Below are 19,366 nucleotides of genomic sequence, written 5' to 3' on the forward strand. Positions count from 1 at the left end.
TCTTAAGTGAATTTGGGTATAGACTAAAAATCATTGAAAGGGTGGAATATTCTTAACTATGAAAAAATCATTGTTATCAATTTACTTGATAAGCATGCTACTTGTTACTGCAACAAGTTGGTCTGTTCGCGCTGAATCAAATGTTGGCTACTTTGGTTTTGAGCCTGACATCATCACTAACTACATAGGTCAAGGTAATAAAAAACTTGGCTATGTTCGTATTACGGTGGATCTCATGCTCAATGATCTATCTGATATCGCAATCGTAGAACATCACACTCCACTATTGCGTGATGCGATTGTTGAAATACTCTCAAAAGAGCCTGAAGAAAACATTAAATCGCTGACCGGCCGCGAAGAAATAAGAAAGCGCTGCACCGAAAAGCTAAAAGCACTACTAAAACAAGAAACAGGACAAGAGATTGTCCGAGAAGTGTTATTTACTAAGTATTTATATCATTAATTGTAAGATGGCGGCATTAGCCGCCATTTTTATTTACGCGATTATTTGCGTGAAAGCAGCTTGTCTGACACGGCATAAGCCATACCAGCCAATAACCCCGCTAAATGCGCCCAGTTCGCCATACTCACAGGCAACATATCTACAAAGCCTAGAATAAGCCATACCAGCATAAAACCGACAATGCTATTACTTACTAGTGGCGGCTCTGTTAGCCTCATTACGCTGTAGATCCAACAAAAACCCAGTAAACCATACACAACGCCGCTTAGACCACCAAAGTTAGGCCCAACTACTAAAAACTGTGCCCAGTTACTAATGAATGCCGTCACTAAAAATAAACCCACTAAGGTTAATTTACCGCTGCGTTTTTCTATATCGTTACCCAGCGTCATCCACCAGATCAGATTAAAAATAAGATGAACAGCGCTAAAGTGCACAATGGCAGGTGTAAACCAAGTTAGAGGCTGTGCAGGGTTGAACTGCAACATACTATAAATAGTTTCAAAACCACCCAATAAGAAGGCCACAAATATAGCTATCGAGACTAGAGTAACTGTACGGTTTAGCCAGCTTAATGCCTTAAAACGGGCTTTTAAATTAAGTGATTGGCCTTGATATGACAGAGGCGATTGTGTACTGCCCACCTGCCATGAAGCTTGTTGGTATTTTTCGTCATGAGGGTTAGCCGCAAACTCCTGCCAAAGTGGTTGAGCCTGATGAAAGTGCTCTGGAGCAACACAAATAATCACAGTTTGCCCATCTTGCGAGCGCAGCTCACCATGTAAGCCCTTACTTTTGATGTAATCTATAAAGCCTTGTGCGGCGCGAGGATTATTTATGCTACCCAACTCAATCATCGTTCAATATGCTCCGGAAGTTGCGTCTGCCAAGCTGTAAAGCCACCATCCATGCTGTATACGTCTTCAAACCCCTGCTCAACTAAATAGCTTGCAGCACCTTGAGAGCTCACACCATGATAACAAACGATGATGATTGGCTGATCAAACTCTTTATGCATCATAAAATCGCTGATGTTAGCATTTGATAAATGCTCAGCACCTGGGATATGACCCGTTTGAAATGAGTTAGGATCGCGAATATCAGCAATCACAACCTCTTCTTTCTCTAACAGCGCAAACGTTTCGCTCACTGAAATATGTTTATACGACATAGTACTCTCTAAACTAAAAAGGCGGCCAAAGCCGCCTTATCAAATTACTCGGTATTAATCCCAGTTGAGGATTACTTTACCTGATTGGCCTGAAATCATTGTATCAAAGCCTGCTTGGAAGTCATCCACGGAGAACTGGTGAGTGATAATTGGTTTCAGATCAAGGCCTGACTGAATTAGACTCGCCATCTTGTACCAAGTTTCAAACATTTCACGGCCATAAATCCCTTTAATGATTAGACCTTTGAAAATAACCTGGTTCCAATCAACCGCCATATCTGAAGGTGGAATACCTAACATGGCAATTTTACCACCGTGATTCATGTTGTTTAGCATGCTGTTAAATGCTACTGGCACACCTGACATTTCAAGACCAATATCAAAGCCTTCAGTCATGCCAAGCTCTTTCATTACATCTTCAAGCTTTTCAGTTGCTACGTTTACAGCACGAGTCGCGCCCATTTTACGCGCTAAATCTAGACGGTATTCGTTCACATCGGTGATAACCACATGACGTGCACCCACGTGTTTGGCAACAGCAGCTGCCATGATACCAATTGGGCCAGCACCTGTGATTAATACGTCTTCACCGACTAAGTCAAACGACAACGCTGTGTGTACTGCATTACCGAATGGGTCAAAGATTGATGCTAGTTCATCAGGAATGTTATCTGGAATTTTAAATGCGTTGAAAGCTGGGATCACAAGGTATTCAGCAAATGCACCTTCACGGTTTACACCAACACCTGTTGTATTACGACATAAATGCACACGACCAGCGCGACAGTTACGACAGTGACCACAGGTAATATGGCCTTCGCCAGAAACACGGTCACCCACTTGGAAACCACGTACTTCCTGACCCATATCAACCACTTCACCTACATATTCGTGACCAACAACCATTGGCGTAGGAATTGTATTTTGTGCCCACTCATCCCATTTATAAATATGGACATCTGTACCACAAATTGCTGTTTTGCGGATTTTAATAAGCAGATCGTTATGGCCAACTTCAGGCTTTGGCGCATCAGTCATCCAGATCCCTGGTTCTGCTTTTAATTTAGATAATGCTTTCATGATTTACACTCAATTAAACAAAACCGAAGCAAAAGCTTCGGTTTAGGGAATAAAATTAGATAACACCCATTTCTTTACCAATACGGGTAAAGGCAGCAATAGCGGTATCTAATTGCTCTTTTGTATGCGCCGCAGAAATTTGCGTACGGATACGTGCTTGACCTTTAGGTACTACAGGGAATGAGAAACCTGTTACGTAAATACCTTCAGCAAGTAATTTGTCAGCCATGGCTGAGGCAACTTTAGCATCGCCTAACATGACAGGGATAATAGCGTGGTCTTTACCTGCACAGGTAAATCCTGCTGCTTCCATTTGTTCACGGAAATACTTTGCGTTATTCCAAAGTTTAGCGCGTAACTCGCCGCCATTGCTTAGCATCTCAAGTACTTTAATTGATGCAGTAACAATTGATGGTGCAAGTGAGTTTGAGAAAAGGTAAGGACGAGAGCGCTGGCGTAACCACTCAACAATTTCTTTTTTACCTGATGTGTAACCGCCTGATGCGCCACCAAGTGCTTTACCAAGGGTACCCGTGATGATATCAACACGGTCTAGTACACCGCAGTACTCCGGCGTACCTTTACCATTTTCACCAACAAAACCAACAGCGTGAGAGTCATCAACCATCACTAATGCATCATATTTATCGGCAAGATCACAAACTGCTTCAAGGTTACAAATAACGCCGTCCATTGAGAAAACGCCGTCAGTAGCGATTAACTTAGTTTTAGCGCCCGCTTCATCAGCAGCAATAAGTTGCTTTTCAAGGTCACTCATGTCGTTATTTGCATAGCGGAAACGCTTTGCTTTACAAAGACGTACACCATCAATGATCGAAGCATGGTTTAGTGCATCAGAGATAATCGCATCATCTGGACCTAGAATTGTTTCGAATAAACCTGCGTTTGCATCAAAGCATGATGAGTAAAGAATGGTGTCTTCTGTTTCTAAGAACTCAGAGATCTTTTGCTCTAAAGTTTTATGGATATCTTGAGTACCACAAATAAAGCGCACAGACGCTACACCAAAACCGTGATCATCAAGGCCTTGTTGAGCAGCTTTAATTAACGCTGGGCTATTTGCTAAGCCAAGGTAGTTATTAGCGCAAAAGTTAATAACCTTATCACCAGAGGCAACTTCAATTTGAGCCTGTTGCTGCGACGTGATAACACGTTCGCTTTTGTATAAGCCCTCAGCTTTCACTTCATCAATTTGCTGCTGCAACTGATTAAAAAACGCAGATGCTCTCATCTGTAATCTCCACATATTCTTGTACCTAATCAGAAATGATTAGCATGAATTTAAATTTTGCACCTATTGTAAAAGCTTAGACGAACAATTGCACTGTTTGCAGTTCGTCGCAAACCCTCAACTGGTGTGGGTTTGTGAACTTAAACTGGTCTTACCTCATAAATTATAAATATAAATTGGGTAAATCAGCTAAAGATTCACAAACAATATCGGCATGTTGTTCTGTTGACTCAGCATAACTTTGCCCTGAGCGAACTAAAACACGGGTAGCGATGTTAGCTCTTTCAGCAGCAATAAGGTCGCCAAGCTTATCACCGACCATAATACTTTGTGATGGGTCGATTTGATGCTCATCAATGGCTTGTAAAAGCATACCTGGGGCAGGCTTGCGACAATTACATTCTTGCAAATAGGAAGGCTCTGCTTTGCTTGGATGATGCGGACAAAAATAGACATCAAGAATAGTAACGCCGTTACTTAAAAACTCGCCCTTCATCCACTCTGTGAGGTTGGAAAAATCTTGTTCTGAATAATAACCACGGCCAATACCCGACTGGTTAGTTACCACCACAATTTTATAACCAGCATCAGCAAAAGCTTTGCACGCCTCGAATACACCGGGTACAAATTCAAACTCTTCTGGTTTGTACACATAGCCATGATCAATATTGACCACACCATCACGGTCTAAAAATAAAACTTTGCTCATTACAATTGCTCTTTTTCTACCACGTGGTCAAACATCGAAATCACCTTTTCTACACTTATTTGCGCCATTAAATCAGCCCCTTTCACGCGTGTTCCCCAAGGTAGCTGTTGCGCTGTTTTGCCTGTTTGTTCACGTAAATTTTGGTGATAAACCTCAACAACATACTCTTGATACAAATAAGGTCCTGTGCGTTTTGGGTTTGAGTGGGCATACAAACCAATAACAGGTGTTCCTACCGTTACAGCCATATGCGCAGGCCCAGTATCAGGCGCTAACACTAACGCAGCACGTTTCAAAACACATAACAGTTCTTTTAGTTGAGTTTTCCCTACTAAGTTAAGCACAGGTGCCGAACTCTGCGCGATAATTTGCTCGGCAAGTTCAATCTCTAAAGGGGTTGGGCCGCCAGTAATAACCACCGAAAAGCCTTGTTGATGAGCATGTTCAGCAAGTGCAGCATAACGCTCAGGTAACCAATTTCGCTCTTTTTTACTTGCCGCAGGCGAGATAACAAAAATACGCCCGGCTAAACGCTCCTCGCCTAATAGCGCATCGGCTGCTTGTTGGTGCTGCTCAGTAATTGGCATTTGCCATTGAGGTTTGTAATCAGACGACCCAATTGCTTGAGCGAAGCCTTTAAAGCCTTCTAATACATGCGCCTCTGATTGCGGGGCAATACGCTTATTAATAAACAAGCTATGTAACTCTTTTGAGCGAGCCCAATCAAACCCCACTTTGACCTTTGCAGGAATACAGCGGGCTGCTAGATTCGCTCTGAGTGCGACTTGCATATGTAAGAGCACATCAAATTTACGCCCCTTGAAAGTGTCTTTTAGTTGCTGATAAGCCTGTTTGCCTTGTTTTTTATCGAATACAACAAACTCAACACCTGGTAAATCGGCCAGTAACATGGCCTCAACTTTACCAATCACCCAAGTAATTTTTGCCTTCGGATGTGCCTTTTGAACTGCTTGCACTGCTGATACGGCATGACATACATCACCAATAGCCGAAAGCCTTAAAATACAAATATCTGAATAGGAGGTTGATTGAGTCACGTGCGCCCTTAGCTACAGCAAATAATATGCGATCTTAAATTAACTTGATGCTAATGCAAGCACTTATGCGAAAAGCTAAAAATACGGTAAGATAGCGCTAATTTTATTTAATCTTGAAGTTGTTATGTTTGAAACTCAGCATCTGCAGAACACCACCCTTTTGTGTCACCCAGCTTATAAAGATGAGCTCACGCAACAGTGGTTCGATGCCAATTATTGGCAACAACAAGATAAAATCGTTGGTGCAAAAAAAGGTCGCGCAACAGCGTGGTTTTTTAAACATCAACAGCTTACAGGCGTTCTTCGTCACTATTGGCGCGGTGGTTTAATAGGTAAGTTGCTAAGCGATCAATACTTATATTTTGGTTTAAAGCAAACTCGTGTCTATAAAGAGTTTACACTGATGATGCGCTTAATTGAGCTTGGCCTAAACGTGCCGACACCCATTGCAGCAAAAGTGACCACCCATGGCTTAATCTATCGCGGCGATATCATTACCGAGGCAGTGACTGGCGCAAAAAGCGTGTTAGATATTTTAATCACACGCCCACTTAGCCAGTCTGAACTCAAAGCGATTGCAGTCACTCTCAGCGAGTTTCACAATCATGGCGTCTATCACGCAGATTTAAACATCAATAACATCTTGTTCGATGATACAGGTAAGGTGTTTATCATTGACTTTGACCGTGGTGAAATCAAACAGCCACACGCTAGCTGGCAAACAGAGAATATCAAACGCCTTGCCCGTTCGTTTGCAAAAGAGCAAGGCCGTAATGAAGTGATGCATTGGCAACAAAGTGATTGGCAGTCACTGGTGTGTGACTACCAAGCATTGCTTAAGACTTAATTTTGCTAATTACGTTTGATGTTGAGCAGCCATTAAGAAACTCAAGTACTTCGACTTTGCCGCCATGGCGTAGAACATGATCGGCACCAGCAATTTGATCAACGGTGTAGTCGCCGCCTTTCACTAGCACATCAGGGCTAATTTGCTCAATTAGCTTAGCAGGCGTGTCATTTTCTTCAATGCTGCCAAATGGAATAACCCAATCAACTGACGCCAGCGCACTTAATACCATGGCACGCTCATCCAGTGGATTAATTGGTCTTTCTGGGCCTTTTAAGCGAGTGATTGATTCGTCGTTATTTAAGCCAACAACCAGCCTGTCACCTCGTGCTTTAGCCTGTGCTAGGTAGCGCACATGGCCTGCGTGAAGAATGTCAAAACAACCATTAGTGAAAACTATTTTTTCACCATTTTGCTTAGCAAACTCAATATGCTGAAGCACATCTTCAAACGGCGTTTGGTAATGCTCGCCGGTTTGCTGTAAATATTGACCAAGTTTACGGCTCAACTCTTCTGGCGACACGGTTGCGGCACCCAGTTTACTCACCGCAATACCAGCAGCGAGGTTGGCAATTTCGACCGCATCTTTTGCTGTCATACCCGCACCAAGCATCACTGCTAATGTTGCAATTACAGTATCGCCGGCGCCAGTAACATCGCTGACTTCAAGCTGCTGGGCTGCAAAATCATGTTTTTCTGCTTGGCTAATTAACGACATGCCCTGTTCTGAGCGCGTTAATAGCATCGCAGCGATGCCAGCCTCATTGATTAGATCACGAGCGCTTTGGGTTAAACTTTGCTCAGAGTCAGTTTTACCACCAGCAAGTTTAAATTCGTTTAAGTTAGGTGTTATATAATCTGCGCCACGGTATAAGCTTAAATCAGATGATTTAGGATCAATAAGAACCGTTTTACCCGCTTTCTTTGCAACCTGAACCATTTGTTGAATTAAGCTCAGTGAGCCTTTGTTGTAGTCAGAAAACAACACAAAATCGTAGTCATCTAAAACCAGCTCTAAACGGTTCAATAACAATTGGCTGTGTTGCTCAGTAAAGGTCTCTTCAAGATCAAGGCGCACAACTTGTTGATGGCGGCTGATTACTCGCATTTTAGAAATAGTTGGTAAATCGCAAACACTCACTAATTGCGAATCAATTTTTTCTGAACTTAAAATTGTTTCGAGGATTTGCCCACTTTCATCTTCACCAACCAAGCCTAGTAAACCTACTTTACCATCTAAACGAGCAATATTTTTTGCAACGTTTGCAGCGCCACCGGCTTTGTCTTCAAACTTACTGACTTTTACAACAGGTACAGGGGCTTCAGGCGAAATACGCCCTGAGTCGCCATGCCAGTATCTATCTAGCATGACATCACCAACAACTAAAATACGTGCCTTTGAAAGGTTTTTTAGTAACGCTAAATCCATTACTTTTGCTCCGCTACAACCATATCAATGGCTTCGCATAGCCAATGCCCGATAAACATGTGCGCTTCTTGGATACGCGCGGTTTCATCATTTTTAATAATAATAGGTAGCTTAGCGATATCTTTTACCTTACCACCATCTCGACCTGTTAATGCCACAGTAAAGGCGCCGATTTCATTTGCCGCTGCCAGTGCAAGATTGATGTTAGGGCTAGTGCCAGATGTGGTTAAGCCAATCACCAAATCTTCAGGCTTACATAACGCCTGCACTTGGCGCTCAAATACAGTATCAAAATGATAGTCGTTACTGTGAGCGGTTAAAATTGAGGTATCTGTTGTCAATGCGATAGAAGCAAGTGGACCGCGCTCCAATTTATAACGCACAACAAACTCAGCAGCTAAATGCTGTGCATCAGCCGCGCTACCACCATTACCAAACCAAATAACCTTACCACCTGCTTGTAAAGCACTGTGACAAGCTTCTAGTAGTTGCATTACTTCAGGGTGGTAGGTTTCCATCGTCTCAAACAACATTTGATGACGATTTAAACTTTCTAGGTAGCTTGCCGCTACAGAATCAAGATTTGACATAAATATTCCTTAAAAAGTATTAACGGCTTTGCTTACCAAAAATAGGCTACAGATAACCAAGTATAGTTATCGCCAAAAACATCTTCACCATAGGTAAGAGTTGTCTCTAATGTATGCTCGTTTAATTGACGCGTGTTACTTAGTTGAAGTTCAATTGCATCATCGTAGTTGTAGTTAAAACCGGCGCTAAAGTTACTTTCATTGCTAATATTTGTTAATTTGGCTTTCCAAAAAGAGTTTAGAGACTCCGAAAAAGTAATCTCCAATACATTTACTTCCGACGGTGTACTATCGCCGAATAAACGCTGATCTGCAGCATAGTGACCAATAACATAACCATTCACAGTATTACCAAAGGTCGGGTAAATATAATTTTTATACCAGAAACTATGCATATTTGTATGCTCAAAACGCAGTGATATATCATCTGCTAGCTTAGGAAAGAAAACACCTAAACTATATGCAATATTCCCAAATTGGTAATTCTGGTGCTCTTTTGTATCCTCTCCACCATACTCAAAATAGAGCTCAGTTGGTAAACCCCAATCAAAGTTTAATGTACTTGAAATCGATGCTAGTTGGTCACCTAGTTCATTATCTGCCCCACCAGCTAAATCTCCATTATCATTTCCGGCAGGATCAAAAAAAGCGTCAAATACATCTCCAACATCTACTTTACGAGGCCCACCGCCAAACTGCATCATTCGGTTAAGGCCAATTTTCCAACCACTAATAGGTTCAATACTGAAGTGAGTACCCGCAAGTTTAGGCGTACCACTATGAAGTTCACCTTGATATAAAATACCATTCTCAACATGTTCTAACTCTGAATAGTACAATTCAAAATCAAAATTCCACCAATTATGAGCAGGCTTTACCATACCAATCGAAATTGACGGGGCTGTTTTTGCGTTGGTTGAAATGATTTGTGCAGAATGCTTAAACGGCGAGAACCAATGTTCTTTATACCCAAGGTTTAACTGTAAATCTTCACCAGCAAAACTAATAAACGAATTGTAATTTACAAACTTATTTGCCTTGGCTCGGTAATCAACTCCAACCTGTACTAGCGTGTAATCATTGGCACGCCAAATACCTTCAAAAAAGCCTTGTCCCCATTCATCAGAACTAAGTCCGCGTTGATTTGCTATTTTTTTACTGTTGTCTGTATCAACTTGTAATTTAACACCTGCACGTGTTACTGCATCATCACTTTGATAAGGCTTTATTTTATAACGGATAGCTGCGACTAGTCCTGGCTCTTTTTTTTCAAGCTCAAGAAGCGCACTTTCTACTTCCGATAAACGATAAGGTTTAACCATAGGCGCGCCTGTGGTTAAGGCAAACAAAGTATCTAATTGATGATCAAGCTGTGCATCCATGCCAATCGGTAAGTAGGCGGTAGGTGCTGCAAATAAAGGCATTGAACAACTTAGAAAAGCACCAATTACCGAGGCTTTTATCATTTTAAATTTCATAACTGCTTCGTTGATTTATTAAGTAACCGAAATATTACCAAATTAGCTAACAGTAAACACTTTAAAACTTTCTTTAATAACCCTTTTTAACATTTTATATTTAGATCCCAAAGGTAAAACGCTATCATAACGTTTTACCTATATAGGCTAAGCAATGGCGCGCATTTTATACTCTTTACTTTTATACCTACTAAGCCCACTGGTTGTTTTTTACCTGTATGTTTTACGCGGCAAAAAGAATAAGGGTTACCGTGAACATTTTGCTGAGCGCTTTGGCTTTTCGAACTTATCTCATCACGATGTTGTTTTTCATTGTGCCTCTGTAGGGGAAGTGTTAGCAGCAACGCCGCTTATAAAGGCCGTTCAATCAGAAAACCCAACACTTACTATTTTAGTAACCTGCAATACCCCAACGGGTCGCGAACAAATAAAAAATAACTTTAAAGATGCGGTTAGCTACTGTTATTTACCGATTGATTTTTTCTTCGCTACGAAGCGATTTTTAAAACGTATCCAGCCAAAGGTACTGTGTATTTTAGAAACTGAGCTTTGGCCAAACCTGATGGCGCAAAGCAACAATAACGGCACAAAGGTACTTGTTTTAAATGCCCGGCTTTCAGCTAAATCACAGCAAGGCTACCAAAAGGTAATGCCTTTAACTAAGGTGATCATGCAGTCTATTAGCGATCTGGCCAGTCATAATCAAGATGATGCAAAACGCTTTATTGAACTTGGTTTAAAGCCTGAAAAGGCACGCGTATTTGGCTCAATTAAATTTGATATCATGCCTACAGATGAGCAATTAAATAAAGTCGCAGCACTTAAAAACCAATATAACAACGAGCGATTTATCTGGGTTGCAGGCTCTACTCACCCTATTGAACACGAGCTTATTTTAACTGCTCATAAGAAGCTGTTAAAAGCGTTACCCAACGCTCTTTTGATTATTGCTCCACGTCACCCAGAGCAATTTGATAAAGTCGCTGAAGTTTTAAAAAGCTCAAATTTGAGCTTTAGTCGTCGCAGTGAAGATAACTATAACAACCAACAAGTAGTGTTAGCTGACACGTTAGGTGAGTTACAATGCTTATATGGTGTGGCAAACATCAGCTATGTTGGCGGTAGTTTAATAGAACGAGGCGGCCATAACCCGTTAGAGTCAGCAGCGTTTTCTGTTGGCGTATTAGCAGGCCCTCATACCTATAACTTCAACCATATTTATCCTGAACTGATTAGTGCTCAGGGAGCTAAAACCGTTACCGATGAAAATCACCTTGCTGACACACTTATCGCTTTGAGCACTGATGTACAGGAGACGATAAAGCTCGGTCAGCAAGCTCAGAAATGCGTTGCTAACAATCAAGGCGCCATCAGTAAAACGGTTAATTTAATTGAGCTTTACTTAGAAAAGTAAGATAGAAAAGTAAAATAGAATAGAGAAATAATGTGACTTCAAAGCAAGCGATGAATCGCCCAGAAATACAAATGCGCGAATGGGTATCAAGCGTAATCGTAAAATTCAATTTCTGCCCGTTTGCCCGTAAAGAAGTTGAAAGCAATTGTATTCATTACCAAATTAGTCAGTCTATTACACTTGATGATGCAGTAATGGATATGCTTGAGCAATGTAGCGCGTTAGATCAACTTGCAGAGCGCGAAACCACTTTGTTGATGTTTGAGCAAGGCTTTAAGGATTTTGAAGAGTTCTTAGATTTAGTCGATTTAGCCAATGCGCTTTTAGCTGCGCAAGGCTATGAAGGTAAGTATCAAATAGCCAACTTTCACCCTGACTATGTATTTGCTGATAGCGATGACAGCGATGCTGCAAACTATACGAATCGTGCACCTTACCCAACACTGCATTTAATCCGTGAAGCCAGCATGAGCGAAGCGTTAGACAACTACGATGAACCTGAATCGATCCCAGAGCACAATATTAAACTTGCAAGACGCAAAGGCATCGACTTTTGGCAGCAGCTGCTGCAAAACTGCATCGATAAGCGCTAACACCTACCGGCGTTATAAAGATAAAAAGCCAGCAATGCTGGCTTTTTGTTTTTATAGCTATTAAATTTAGTGAGTTATTTTTTTACCCACTCACCGTTCACTTCAATGTAGTGACCCGGCTTCGTTTTCTCGATAGTTTTAGCAGCTGCAAGGGCTTCAACTTGCGCTAACGAAAGATTGTTCTTTTTCGCAAGTTTTAAATATTGCTCTTTACGCTTTGCATTAATTTCATCAACGACCGCTTTTGCTTCGCTGTTATTAACCACTAAACCTAAATAGCCTGAGCTGTCTTCACCTACTAAGCCTTGGCTTTTTGCATCATCAAGGCTGATAGCCCAAGCAGAGAAAGATAAACAAACAGCACTGATCAAGGTGATCACATTTAGTTTTTTAAGTTGTAATTTACGCATGTGTGCTCCTTAGAATAATTCGCTGTCATCACTGAATAAGGTATCAAGTTCTTTATCCACTTTTACGCGGATCTCATGGTCAACTTTTACATTTAAGTTGATTGTAATCGGCTCTTTTGCTGCCACCTCAACACGGTGCGTACAGGCACTCAGCATGCCTACTGCCGTCAGCATTACTAACCACTTAGCCATCATTGCTTCCTTTTTTTGCATACTCTTTCTCAACTTTTTGAGTAATTTCATCACTTAAACGCAGCGCTCTAAGCAAGGTAAATACATTCTCTTCATGGTTATAATTAAAGTTCACTGCTTGCTGCTGCGCTTCATTATAACCCTCTAAATTAACACCTAAATGTAACCACCCATCTGGTTTGAGGTTAACACTGCTACGTAGTTTTTTAATATCTAAATTCTCAAGCAAACTCAGCGTGGTACTCAGCTCTTGTTGCTGCGCTTTTACCGCTTCAAAACCCGCATTATTAGTAATCAGTAATTTACCATCACCCTGATTAACTAACTGCCCTTGCTTTACCTCGATGCCCTGTTTATTTATTACAACGGGTAAGGTGCCTGCTAAGCGCCCACTTAAGCTAATCCCAGACTCTGCATCAAGGGTGACCAATTTACTGGCATCAATATTTTCAAATTTAACAGTCGCGGTTTGGCTATCACTGAGTGGGCAGAACTTATTCACCACAAATGCCCCGCCCATAACCTGACCAGTTAGATTAGCTGCGCAAGGCTGATTAGCTGTTACCTGCAACTGACCTTGTATATTTTTGACCACGGCACCTGCGCGCAGTTCATTGAGTGTAAATTTAGTCGCTGCAATATTAAGCTGCCCTGAATTAAACGTGCCGTTCAAATTCACTGCGAAATCATTTACTAGATAATCATTATAAAGCGCACTGAATTTACTTATTTGCACGCGCCCTTGTGCTTGCTGAAGATTTACATCCCCTTTAATATTGCCCGAAACAACTCCATCAGTGACGGTAGCAAGAGACTCAAACTGAGCAACTATCGGGTTTAGCTTGGATACGGCCTGCTCTGGTATCACTAATTCAAATGGATGGGCAACCTCAGACATATTATGGCTAACAAGCGCTTCAAAGCCATCTGCAAATACATGATGTGTTGCCTGCAAGGCGCGGCTTTGAAGAGCTTTTGACACAACAGACAACTTATTTAAGCTAAGCTCTGCTGTTGATAATTTAGCGGCCGTGGTTTTGGCATCAATATCAGCAAATAACTCCCCCACACTGAGATCTGTACTAAGAGTAAGCTCATTGCTAATTTTTGCTGCGTTAATATCATCATAAGTTAATGATTTAACCTTGCTATTAGCGTTAACAACGAGGTGCTGCTGGGCATTATACTCAGCGTTAATTGCGCTGCTAAAATCAGCTATCTGTGCACCCGATATTAGGGCATTTTTAACTCTGATATTGGTATTCAGTTTAGCTGTAGGACTAGTAAATAACTCATCGATATTTAGCTTTCCTTTAGCCCCAATACCCTTAACCCCAACACCCTCAGTCAAAGCGCCATCAGCCTGAAAATCTAAAAATGCAGGTAGTGAATCCACCGACAGTTGAAAATCAGCGCTAACGCTACTTTCATGCAAATGCGCGTTGAGCTTAAGCTCATCTATATCTTTACTATTAAAATCAATGCTAACTTGGCTATTCAGTGATGTGAGCGGATCCAGCAAAGAAAGGGATGTATTACTGACTGTCACCTCACTTTGCCCTTCTATAGCTTGCAGCTTTATGATTGGGGCTGAAAGATTTTTATCTTCTACAATCACTGGTTTTTCAATGTGTAACTGCCAAGTAAGCGGTAACTGCGCTTCAATAAATGATTGATGCTGTTGGTCTGCTATGATGTTTAAGCAGTCTCGCTTTGCGCTCAGTTGATTTTGTAAAGCAGATAAATCCACGTATAAATGCTGTTGATTTAATTGATACTTAGCACTCAATTGCCCTTCACTGGCAAAACCTAGGTCACACTCCCCTACAGCATGCTGATAACTTGCATTAATTGAGCTTTCAATTGCAGCTGAAATTCCATCAAACTTAATCTGTGACTGAATAGTAAAATGGCTGCTTGTTGGCAATGTTACGAACCGCTCAGCCACTTGCTCATCAAAGGTGATGTTGGCTTTGACTTCATAATTAGATATTACAACGTCAGCATTGAGATCCCGTGAAATCGTAAAATGATTTAGGCGTTTTTCTTGTATCGCCAACCTAACAGGATTTTGGGTAAACGGTGAGACTACATCAAGCTGCTCAATACTTATTAGCGGTCTTTGCTCGGGTAATACCAAAGCAAGCTTTTTAAATTCAGTTTGTGAAGTGTCAGGTTGTTGATTATTACTCTGATTGCTAATTATAAGATTGGCTCGAGAAACACTAACCTGCTGCTTATTCGCAATAATGCCAGCTAACTCTATTTGCTGTCCTTGGTAGGTTAAGCATAATTTCTCGATATTCAAATCAAGCTTGCGAGTTAATGACCAATCAATGCAGTGAAGCTCAGCGCCATTTTTACTGAGCATAGGCGTTAAGTACCACGATGTCAGTGGTAATCTGAACAAATACGCCAACAGCACCATGCTTAGCACGATACCTAGCAACCCAACACACGCCCGCTTAAAACTCAAAAAACTCTCCTTGCTTCTCGCTTCTCGCTTCTCGCTTCTCGCTTCTCGCTTCTCAGATCATTATAAACAAAAAGGCCACACATGATAGTGCAGCCTTTTTAATTTAAACGGTTTGTATGAACCTAGCTTGTATAGCTAGGCACACAATTAAGTTCTAGCCAACGTTTTTACGAGCGTTGCGGAACATACGCATCCACGGGCTATCCTCTTTCCACTCATCTGGGTGCCATGAGTTAGCAACCGTACGGAATACACGCTCAGGGTGCGGCATCATAACCGTTGCACGACCATCTGTAGAAGTAATACCTGTGATACCTTCTGGCGAGCCATTCGGGTTAGCTGGGTATTGCGTTGTTGGGTTACCGTAGTTATCAACAAACTTCACTGCCACTGTACCTGACTCAAGCGCTGCTTTAACTGCATCAGCGTTTGCGAACTCAGCATGACCTTCACCGTGAGAAACAGCGATAGGCATACGTGAACCTGCCATACCGTTAAAGAATACCGATGAGTTTTCTTGTACTTCTACAAGGCTAAAGCGAGCTTCAAAACGCTCTGACTTATTCGTTACGAAACGTGGCCAGTGCTCAGTGCCCGGGATCAATTCTTTCAATGTTGAAAGCATTTGACAGCCATTACACACACCTAAGCTGAATGTATCTTCGCGGTGGAAGAAGCTTTGGAACTGCTCACGCGCCATCTCATTAAATAAGATTGACTTAGCCCAGCCTTCACCAGCACCTAATACGTCACCGTAAGAGAAACCACCACATGCTACTAAGCCTTTAAATTGCTCAAGTGTTAAACGACCTTCAAGTATGTCGCTCATGTGCACGTCAACCGCAGCAAAGCCTGCACGGTTAAATGCCGCCGCCATTTCTAAGTGAGAGTTAACACCTTGCTCACGTAAAATAGCCATTTTCGGCTTCGCACCCGTTGCAATGTAAGGCGCTGCAACATCTTCGTTTAAGTCAAAGCTTAGTTTTACGTTAAGACCTGGGTCTTTTGCGTCAAATTTAGCGTCAAACTCTTGCTTAGCACACTCAGGGTTATCACGACGCGCTTGCATTTGGTAAGTTGTTTCTGCCCAAATCGTACGAAGCTCAGTACGCGTGTGGTTAAGAACCACATCATCACCACGAGTGAATAGCACGCGGTCATCAGCGTTTAGTGCACCAATTTCATGGCTGATAGCAGCTAAGCCGTGATCAGCAAGAACCGCTTTCACTGCGTCTAAATCAGCGTTTGCTACTTGGATAACCGCACCTAGCTCTTCATTATAAAGCGCTTCGATGTCTGAACCTGTTAAGCCTGCAAGGTCAACTGTTACACCCGTGTGACCAGCAAATGCCATTTCAGCGATAGTCGTGAATAAACCACCATCTGAACGGTCATGGTAAGCAAGTAACTTGTTATCAGCAACAAGCGCTTGCATTGCTTCATAGAAACCTTTTAATAGTGCTGGGTTATCAACATCAGGCGTTACATCACCTAGTTGCTTATAAACCTGTGCAAGGCTTGATGCGCCCATGCGGTTTTGACCCGCACCTAAATCAACTAATAATAGTGATGACTCACCTTTATCAGTGCGTAGCTGTGGCGTTACTGTTTTACGCACATCTTCAACACGACCAAAGGCAGTAATGATCAGTGATAATGGCGCAGTAACCGATTTTTGCTCACCGTTTTCATCCCATTGAGTTTTCATCGACATTGAGTCTTTACCCACAGGGATAGTTAAACCAAGCGCCGGACAAAGCTCTTCACCTACCGCTTTTACAGCTTCGTAAAGGCCCGCATCTTCGCCTGGGTGACCTGCTGCGGCCATCCAGTTTGCAGATAGCTTGATATTTTCAAGCCCACCGATGTTAGCACACGCAATGTTCGTTAGTGACTCAGCCACAGCTAAACGAGCAGAAGCACCGTAGTTTAAAAGTGCAGCTGGTGTACGTTCACCTAGTGACATTGCTTCACCGTGGTAAGTATCAAACGCAGCGGCTGTTACCGCACAGTTTGCTACTGGCACCTGCCAAGGACCTACCATTTGGTCACGCGCAACTAAACCCGTTACGGTACGGTCACCAATGGTGATTAAGAATGTTTTCTCAGCAATCGTTGGTAAGCGTAATAAACGCTGTGCAGCGTCTGCAGCATCAATGTTAGCAACGTCTAATGGTTGAGATTGCGCTTTTTTCGATTCAACTTCACGGTGCATTTTTGGTGCTTTACCAAGTAAAACATCAAGCGGAAGATCAACAGGGTTGTTACCGAAGTGGCTATCTTCAACCGTTAAGTGACGCTCTTCTGTTGCTTCACCAATAACAGCGTATTCTGCACGTTCACGTTTACAGATTGCTTCAAAGCGCGCGAAGTCTTCTGCCGCAACTGCTAATACGTAACGCTCTTGAGATTCGTTACACCAAATTTCGTGTGGTGCCATACCCGGCTCATCGTTTGGAATATCACGAAGTTGGAATTTACCACCACGACCACCGTCGTCTACAAGCTCAGGGAATGCGTTAGAAAGACCACCTGCGCCCACATCGTGGATGAAAGCGATTGGGTTTGCATCACCTAGCTGCCAACATTTATCAATAACTTCCTGACAACGACGTTCCATTTCTGGGTTTTCACGTTGTACCGATGCAAAGTCTAAGTCTTCGTTTGATTGGCCTGATGTCATACTAGACGCAGCACCACCACCTAGGCCGATGTTCATTGCCGGACCACCTAGTGCAATTAGCTTAGCACCTACAGGGATTTCGCCTTTTTGAACATGCTCAGAACGAATGTTACCTAAACCACCTGCAAGCATGATTGGCTTGTGGTAACCACGTACCTCGATACCATTATGGCTTGATACTTTCTCTTCGTATGTACGGAAGTAACCAAGTAAGTTAGGACGACCAAATTCGTTATTGAATGCCGCACCACCTAATGGGCCTTCAGTCATGATATCAAGTGCATTTACGATACGACCAGGCTTACCAAAGTCTGTTTCCCATGGCTGCTCGTAACCAGGAATTCGTAGGTTAGATACAGTGAAACCAACTAAACCTGCTTTAGGCTTAGAACCACGGCCTGTAGCACCTTCATCACGAATCTCACCACCAGAACCTGTTGATGCACCTGAGAATGGCGCAATCGCTGTTGGGTGGTTGTGCGTTTCAACTTTCATCAAGATTTCGATGTTCTCTTGATGGTATGCGTACTCGCCTTCACTATTCGGGAAGAAACGACCTGCTAACGAGCCCTTCATTACCGCTGCGTTATCTTTATATGCAGATAACACGTTTTCAGGGTGTTGCTCATAGGTATTTTTGATCATTTTGAACAATGATTTTGGCTGTTCGATGCCATCAATTGTCCAATCAGCGTTAAAGATTTTGTGACGACAATGTTCAGAGTTTGCTTGTGCAAACATGAATAATTCGATGTCGTTCGGGTTACGCCCTAACTTTTGGAAGTTTTCTACCAAGTAATCAATTTCGTCTTCAGCAAGGGCAAAACCTTGCTCAACGTTTGCTTTTGCAAGCGCTTCACGGCCACCACCTAAAATGTCAACTGATGACATTGGACGCGGCTCATCGTGACGGAATAATTTAGCTGCATCAGCCATATCCGCGTGCGTTGCTTCAGTCATACGGTCATGTAATAACGCTGCAACTTCAGCTGTTTGCTCAGCTGATAAATTACCTTCTACGTAGTATGCAATACCACGCTCAACACGGTGAACTTGGCTTAAGCCACAGTTATGTGCGATGTCAGTTGCTTTTGATGCCCAAGGCGAGATAGTACCAGGACGCGGCGTTACAAGAATTAACGTGCCGGCAGGGGTATGCTCGGCAATTGTTGGACCGTAAGTAAGCAGTTTTTCCAGCTTGGTTTGCTCATCAGCTGAAAGCTCAGCTGTAAGATCAGCAAAATGCATGAACTCTGCGTAAACGTCAGTGACTGGAAGTTGTGCCTGTTGGCAACGCGCTAAAATTTTCTGAACTCTAAAATCGGAAAGTGCTGGTGCACCACGAAGGATCAACATAGGTATTTTCATCCGGGGTTAGGGATTGAACGATATTTTAGGCGCATATTATAGTGCAAATAACGTCTAGATTTAACTCAAAATTACGCTTTTATTTAAATAATCTTCATAACCGCTTTTAAGGTTGCAACAATTAACTAGCTTAGTCGTCTTTATTTCTCTGCA

At 42.3% G+C, this 19,366-nt stretch carries 17 protein-coding genes; 4 read left to right on the top strand and 13 right to left on the bottom strand.

Annotated features, from left to right (window positions below; genetic code table 11):
* Positions 1-58: 58 nt before the first annotated feature.
* Complete coding sequence (locus JIG37_RS12005) at positions 59-463, top strand: flagellar basal body-associated protein FliL (RefSeq protein WP_054551067.1); 405 nt, start codon at positions 59-61, stop codon at positions 461-463.
* A 41-nt stretch (positions 464-504) separates the two neighbouring features.
* Here the strand turns inward: JIG37_RS12005 and glpG are convergent, their stop codons facing one another.
* From glpG to JIG37_RS12035, 6 genes are all read right to left on the bottom strand, one after another.
* Complete coding sequence (gene glpG, locus JIG37_RS12010) at positions 505-1,320, bottom strand: rhomboid family intramembrane serine protease GlpG (protein ID WP_199529453.1); 816 nt, start codon at positions 1,318-1,320, stop codon at positions 505-507.
* The gene (gene glpE / locus JIG37_RS12015) at positions 1,317-1,634 is read right to left on the bottom strand and encodes a thiosulfate sulfurtransferase GlpE (RefSeq protein ID WP_138619226.1); all 318 of its coding nucleotides are present in this window, start codon (positions 1,632-1,634) and stop codon (positions 1,317-1,319) included. Before glpE ends, glpG begins: the two co-directional genes overlap by 4 nt.
* 54 nt (positions 1,635-1,688) lie before the next feature.
* The gene (gene tdh / locus JIG37_RS12020; RefSeq protein ID WP_054551064.1) at positions 1,689-2,714 is read right to left on the bottom strand and encodes an L-threonine 3-dehydrogenase; all 1,026 of its coding nucleotides are present in this window, start codon (positions 2,712-2,714) and stop codon (positions 1,689-1,691) included.
* 55 nt (positions 2,715-2,769) lie between these two features.
* On the bottom strand, positions 2,770-3,966 hold the full coding sequence (locus tag JIG37_RS12025) for a glycine C-acetyltransferase (protein WP_199529454.1): 1,197 nt from the start codon (positions 3,964-3,966) through the stop codon (positions 2,770-2,772).
* Between the two features lie 163 nt (positions 3,967-4,129).
* Positions 4,130-4,675: a D-glycero-beta-D-manno-heptose 1,7-bisphosphate 7-phosphatase gene (gmhB, locus tag JIG37_RS12030; RefSeq protein ID WP_138599651.1), complete on the bottom strand. Its 546-nt coding sequence runs from the start codon at positions 4,673-4,675 to the stop codon at positions 4,130-4,132.
* A complete protein-coding gene (locus JIG37_RS12035; RefSeq protein ID WP_199529455.1) occupies positions 4,675-5,733 on the bottom strand; it encodes a glycosyltransferase family 9 protein in 1,059 nt (352 codons plus the stop codon). Before JIG37_RS12035 ends, gmhB begins: the two co-directional genes overlap by 1 nt.
* A gap of 124 nt (positions 5,734-5,857) precedes the next feature.
* Between JIG37_RS12035 and JIG37_RS12040 the strand changes: the two genes are divergently transcribed.
* A complete protein-coding gene (locus JIG37_RS12040) occupies positions 5,858-6,580 on the top strand; it encodes a 3-deoxy-D-manno-octulosonic acid kinase (RefSeq protein WP_199529456.1) in 723 nt (240 codons plus the stop codon).
* Here the strand turns inward: JIG37_RS12040 and hldE are convergent.
* Genes hldE through JIG37_RS12055 form a run of 3 tightly spaced genes read right to left on the bottom strand, consistent with a single transcriptional unit; the run spans position 6,570 to position 10,077 of the window.
* Positions 6,570-8,009, bottom strand: coding sequence for a bifunctional D-glycero-beta-D-manno-heptose-7-phosphate kinase/D-glycero-beta-D-manno-heptose 1-phosphate adenylyltransferase HldE (hldE, locus tag JIG37_RS12045; protein WP_138619280.1), 1,440 nt, complete (start codon positions 8,007-8,009; stop codon positions 6,570-6,572). The genes JIG37_RS12040 and hldE overlap by 11 nt on opposite strands.
* Positions 8,009-8,599 (bottom strand): SIS domain-containing protein, encoded by a 591-nt coding sequence (locus tag JIG37_RS12050; RefSeq protein WP_054560969.1) that lies wholly within the window; start codon positions 8,597-8,599, stop codon positions 8,009-8,011. Before JIG37_RS12050 ends, hldE begins: the two co-directional genes overlap by 1 nt.
* 32 nt (positions 8,600-8,631) lie before the next feature.
* Entirely contained in the window at positions 8,632-10,077 is a 1,446-nt protein-coding gene (locus JIG37_RS12055) for a capsule assembly Wzi family protein (protein WP_199529457.1), read from the bottom strand.
* A 154-nt stretch (positions 10,078-10,231) separates the two neighbouring features.
* Between JIG37_RS12055 and waaA the strand changes: the two genes are divergently transcribed.
* The gene (waaA, locus tag JIG37_RS12060; RefSeq protein WP_199529458.1) at positions 10,232-11,491 is read left to right on the top strand and encodes a lipid IV(A) 3-deoxy-D-manno-octulosonic acid transferase; all 1,260 of its coding nucleotides are present in this window, start codon (positions 10,232-10,234) and stop codon (positions 11,489-11,491) included.
* 50 nt (positions 11,492-11,541) lie between these two features.
* Positions 11,542-12,084: a DUF1415 domain-containing protein gene (locus JIG37_RS12065; protein ID WP_199529492.1), complete on the top strand. Its 543-nt coding sequence runs from the start codon at positions 11,542-11,544 to the stop codon at positions 12,082-12,084.
* Between the two features lie 74 nt (positions 12,085-12,158).
* On the opposite strand, the gene JIG37_RS12070 is transcribed toward JIG37_RS12065, so the two are convergent.
* From JIG37_RS12070 to purL, 4 genes are all read right to left on the bottom strand, one after another.
* Complete coding sequence (locus tag JIG37_RS12070; RefSeq protein WP_054551056.1) at positions 12,159-12,494, bottom strand: YdbL family protein; 336 nt, start codon at positions 12,492-12,494, stop codon at positions 12,159-12,161.
* 9 nt (positions 12,495-12,503) lie between these two features.
* A complete protein-coding gene (locus JIG37_RS12075; protein ID WP_054551055.1) occupies positions 12,504-12,686 on the bottom strand; it encodes a YnbE family lipoprotein in 183 nt (60 codons plus the stop codon).
* A complete protein-coding gene (locus JIG37_RS12080) occupies positions 12,679-15,162 on the bottom strand; it encodes a YdbH domain-containing protein (RefSeq protein ID WP_199529459.1) in 2,484 nt (827 codons plus the stop codon). Before JIG37_RS12080 ends, JIG37_RS12075 begins: the two co-directional genes overlap by 8 nt.
* Before the next feature lie 154 nt (positions 15,163-15,316).
* Positions 15,317-19,201, bottom strand: a complete 3,885-nt coding sequence (gene purL / locus JIG37_RS12085; protein ID WP_199529460.1) for a phosphoribosylformylglycinamidine synthase — start codon at positions 19,199-19,201, stop codon at positions 15,317-15,319.
* Positions 19,202-19,366: the final 165 nt, after the last annotated feature.

The sequence above is a fragment of the Pseudoalteromonas sp. bablab_jr010 genome (assembly GCF_016464105.1).
GTDB classification, from domain to species: domain Bacteria; phylum Pseudomonadota; class Gammaproteobacteria; order Enterobacterales; family Alteromonadaceae; genus Pseudoalteromonas; species Pseudoalteromonas simplex.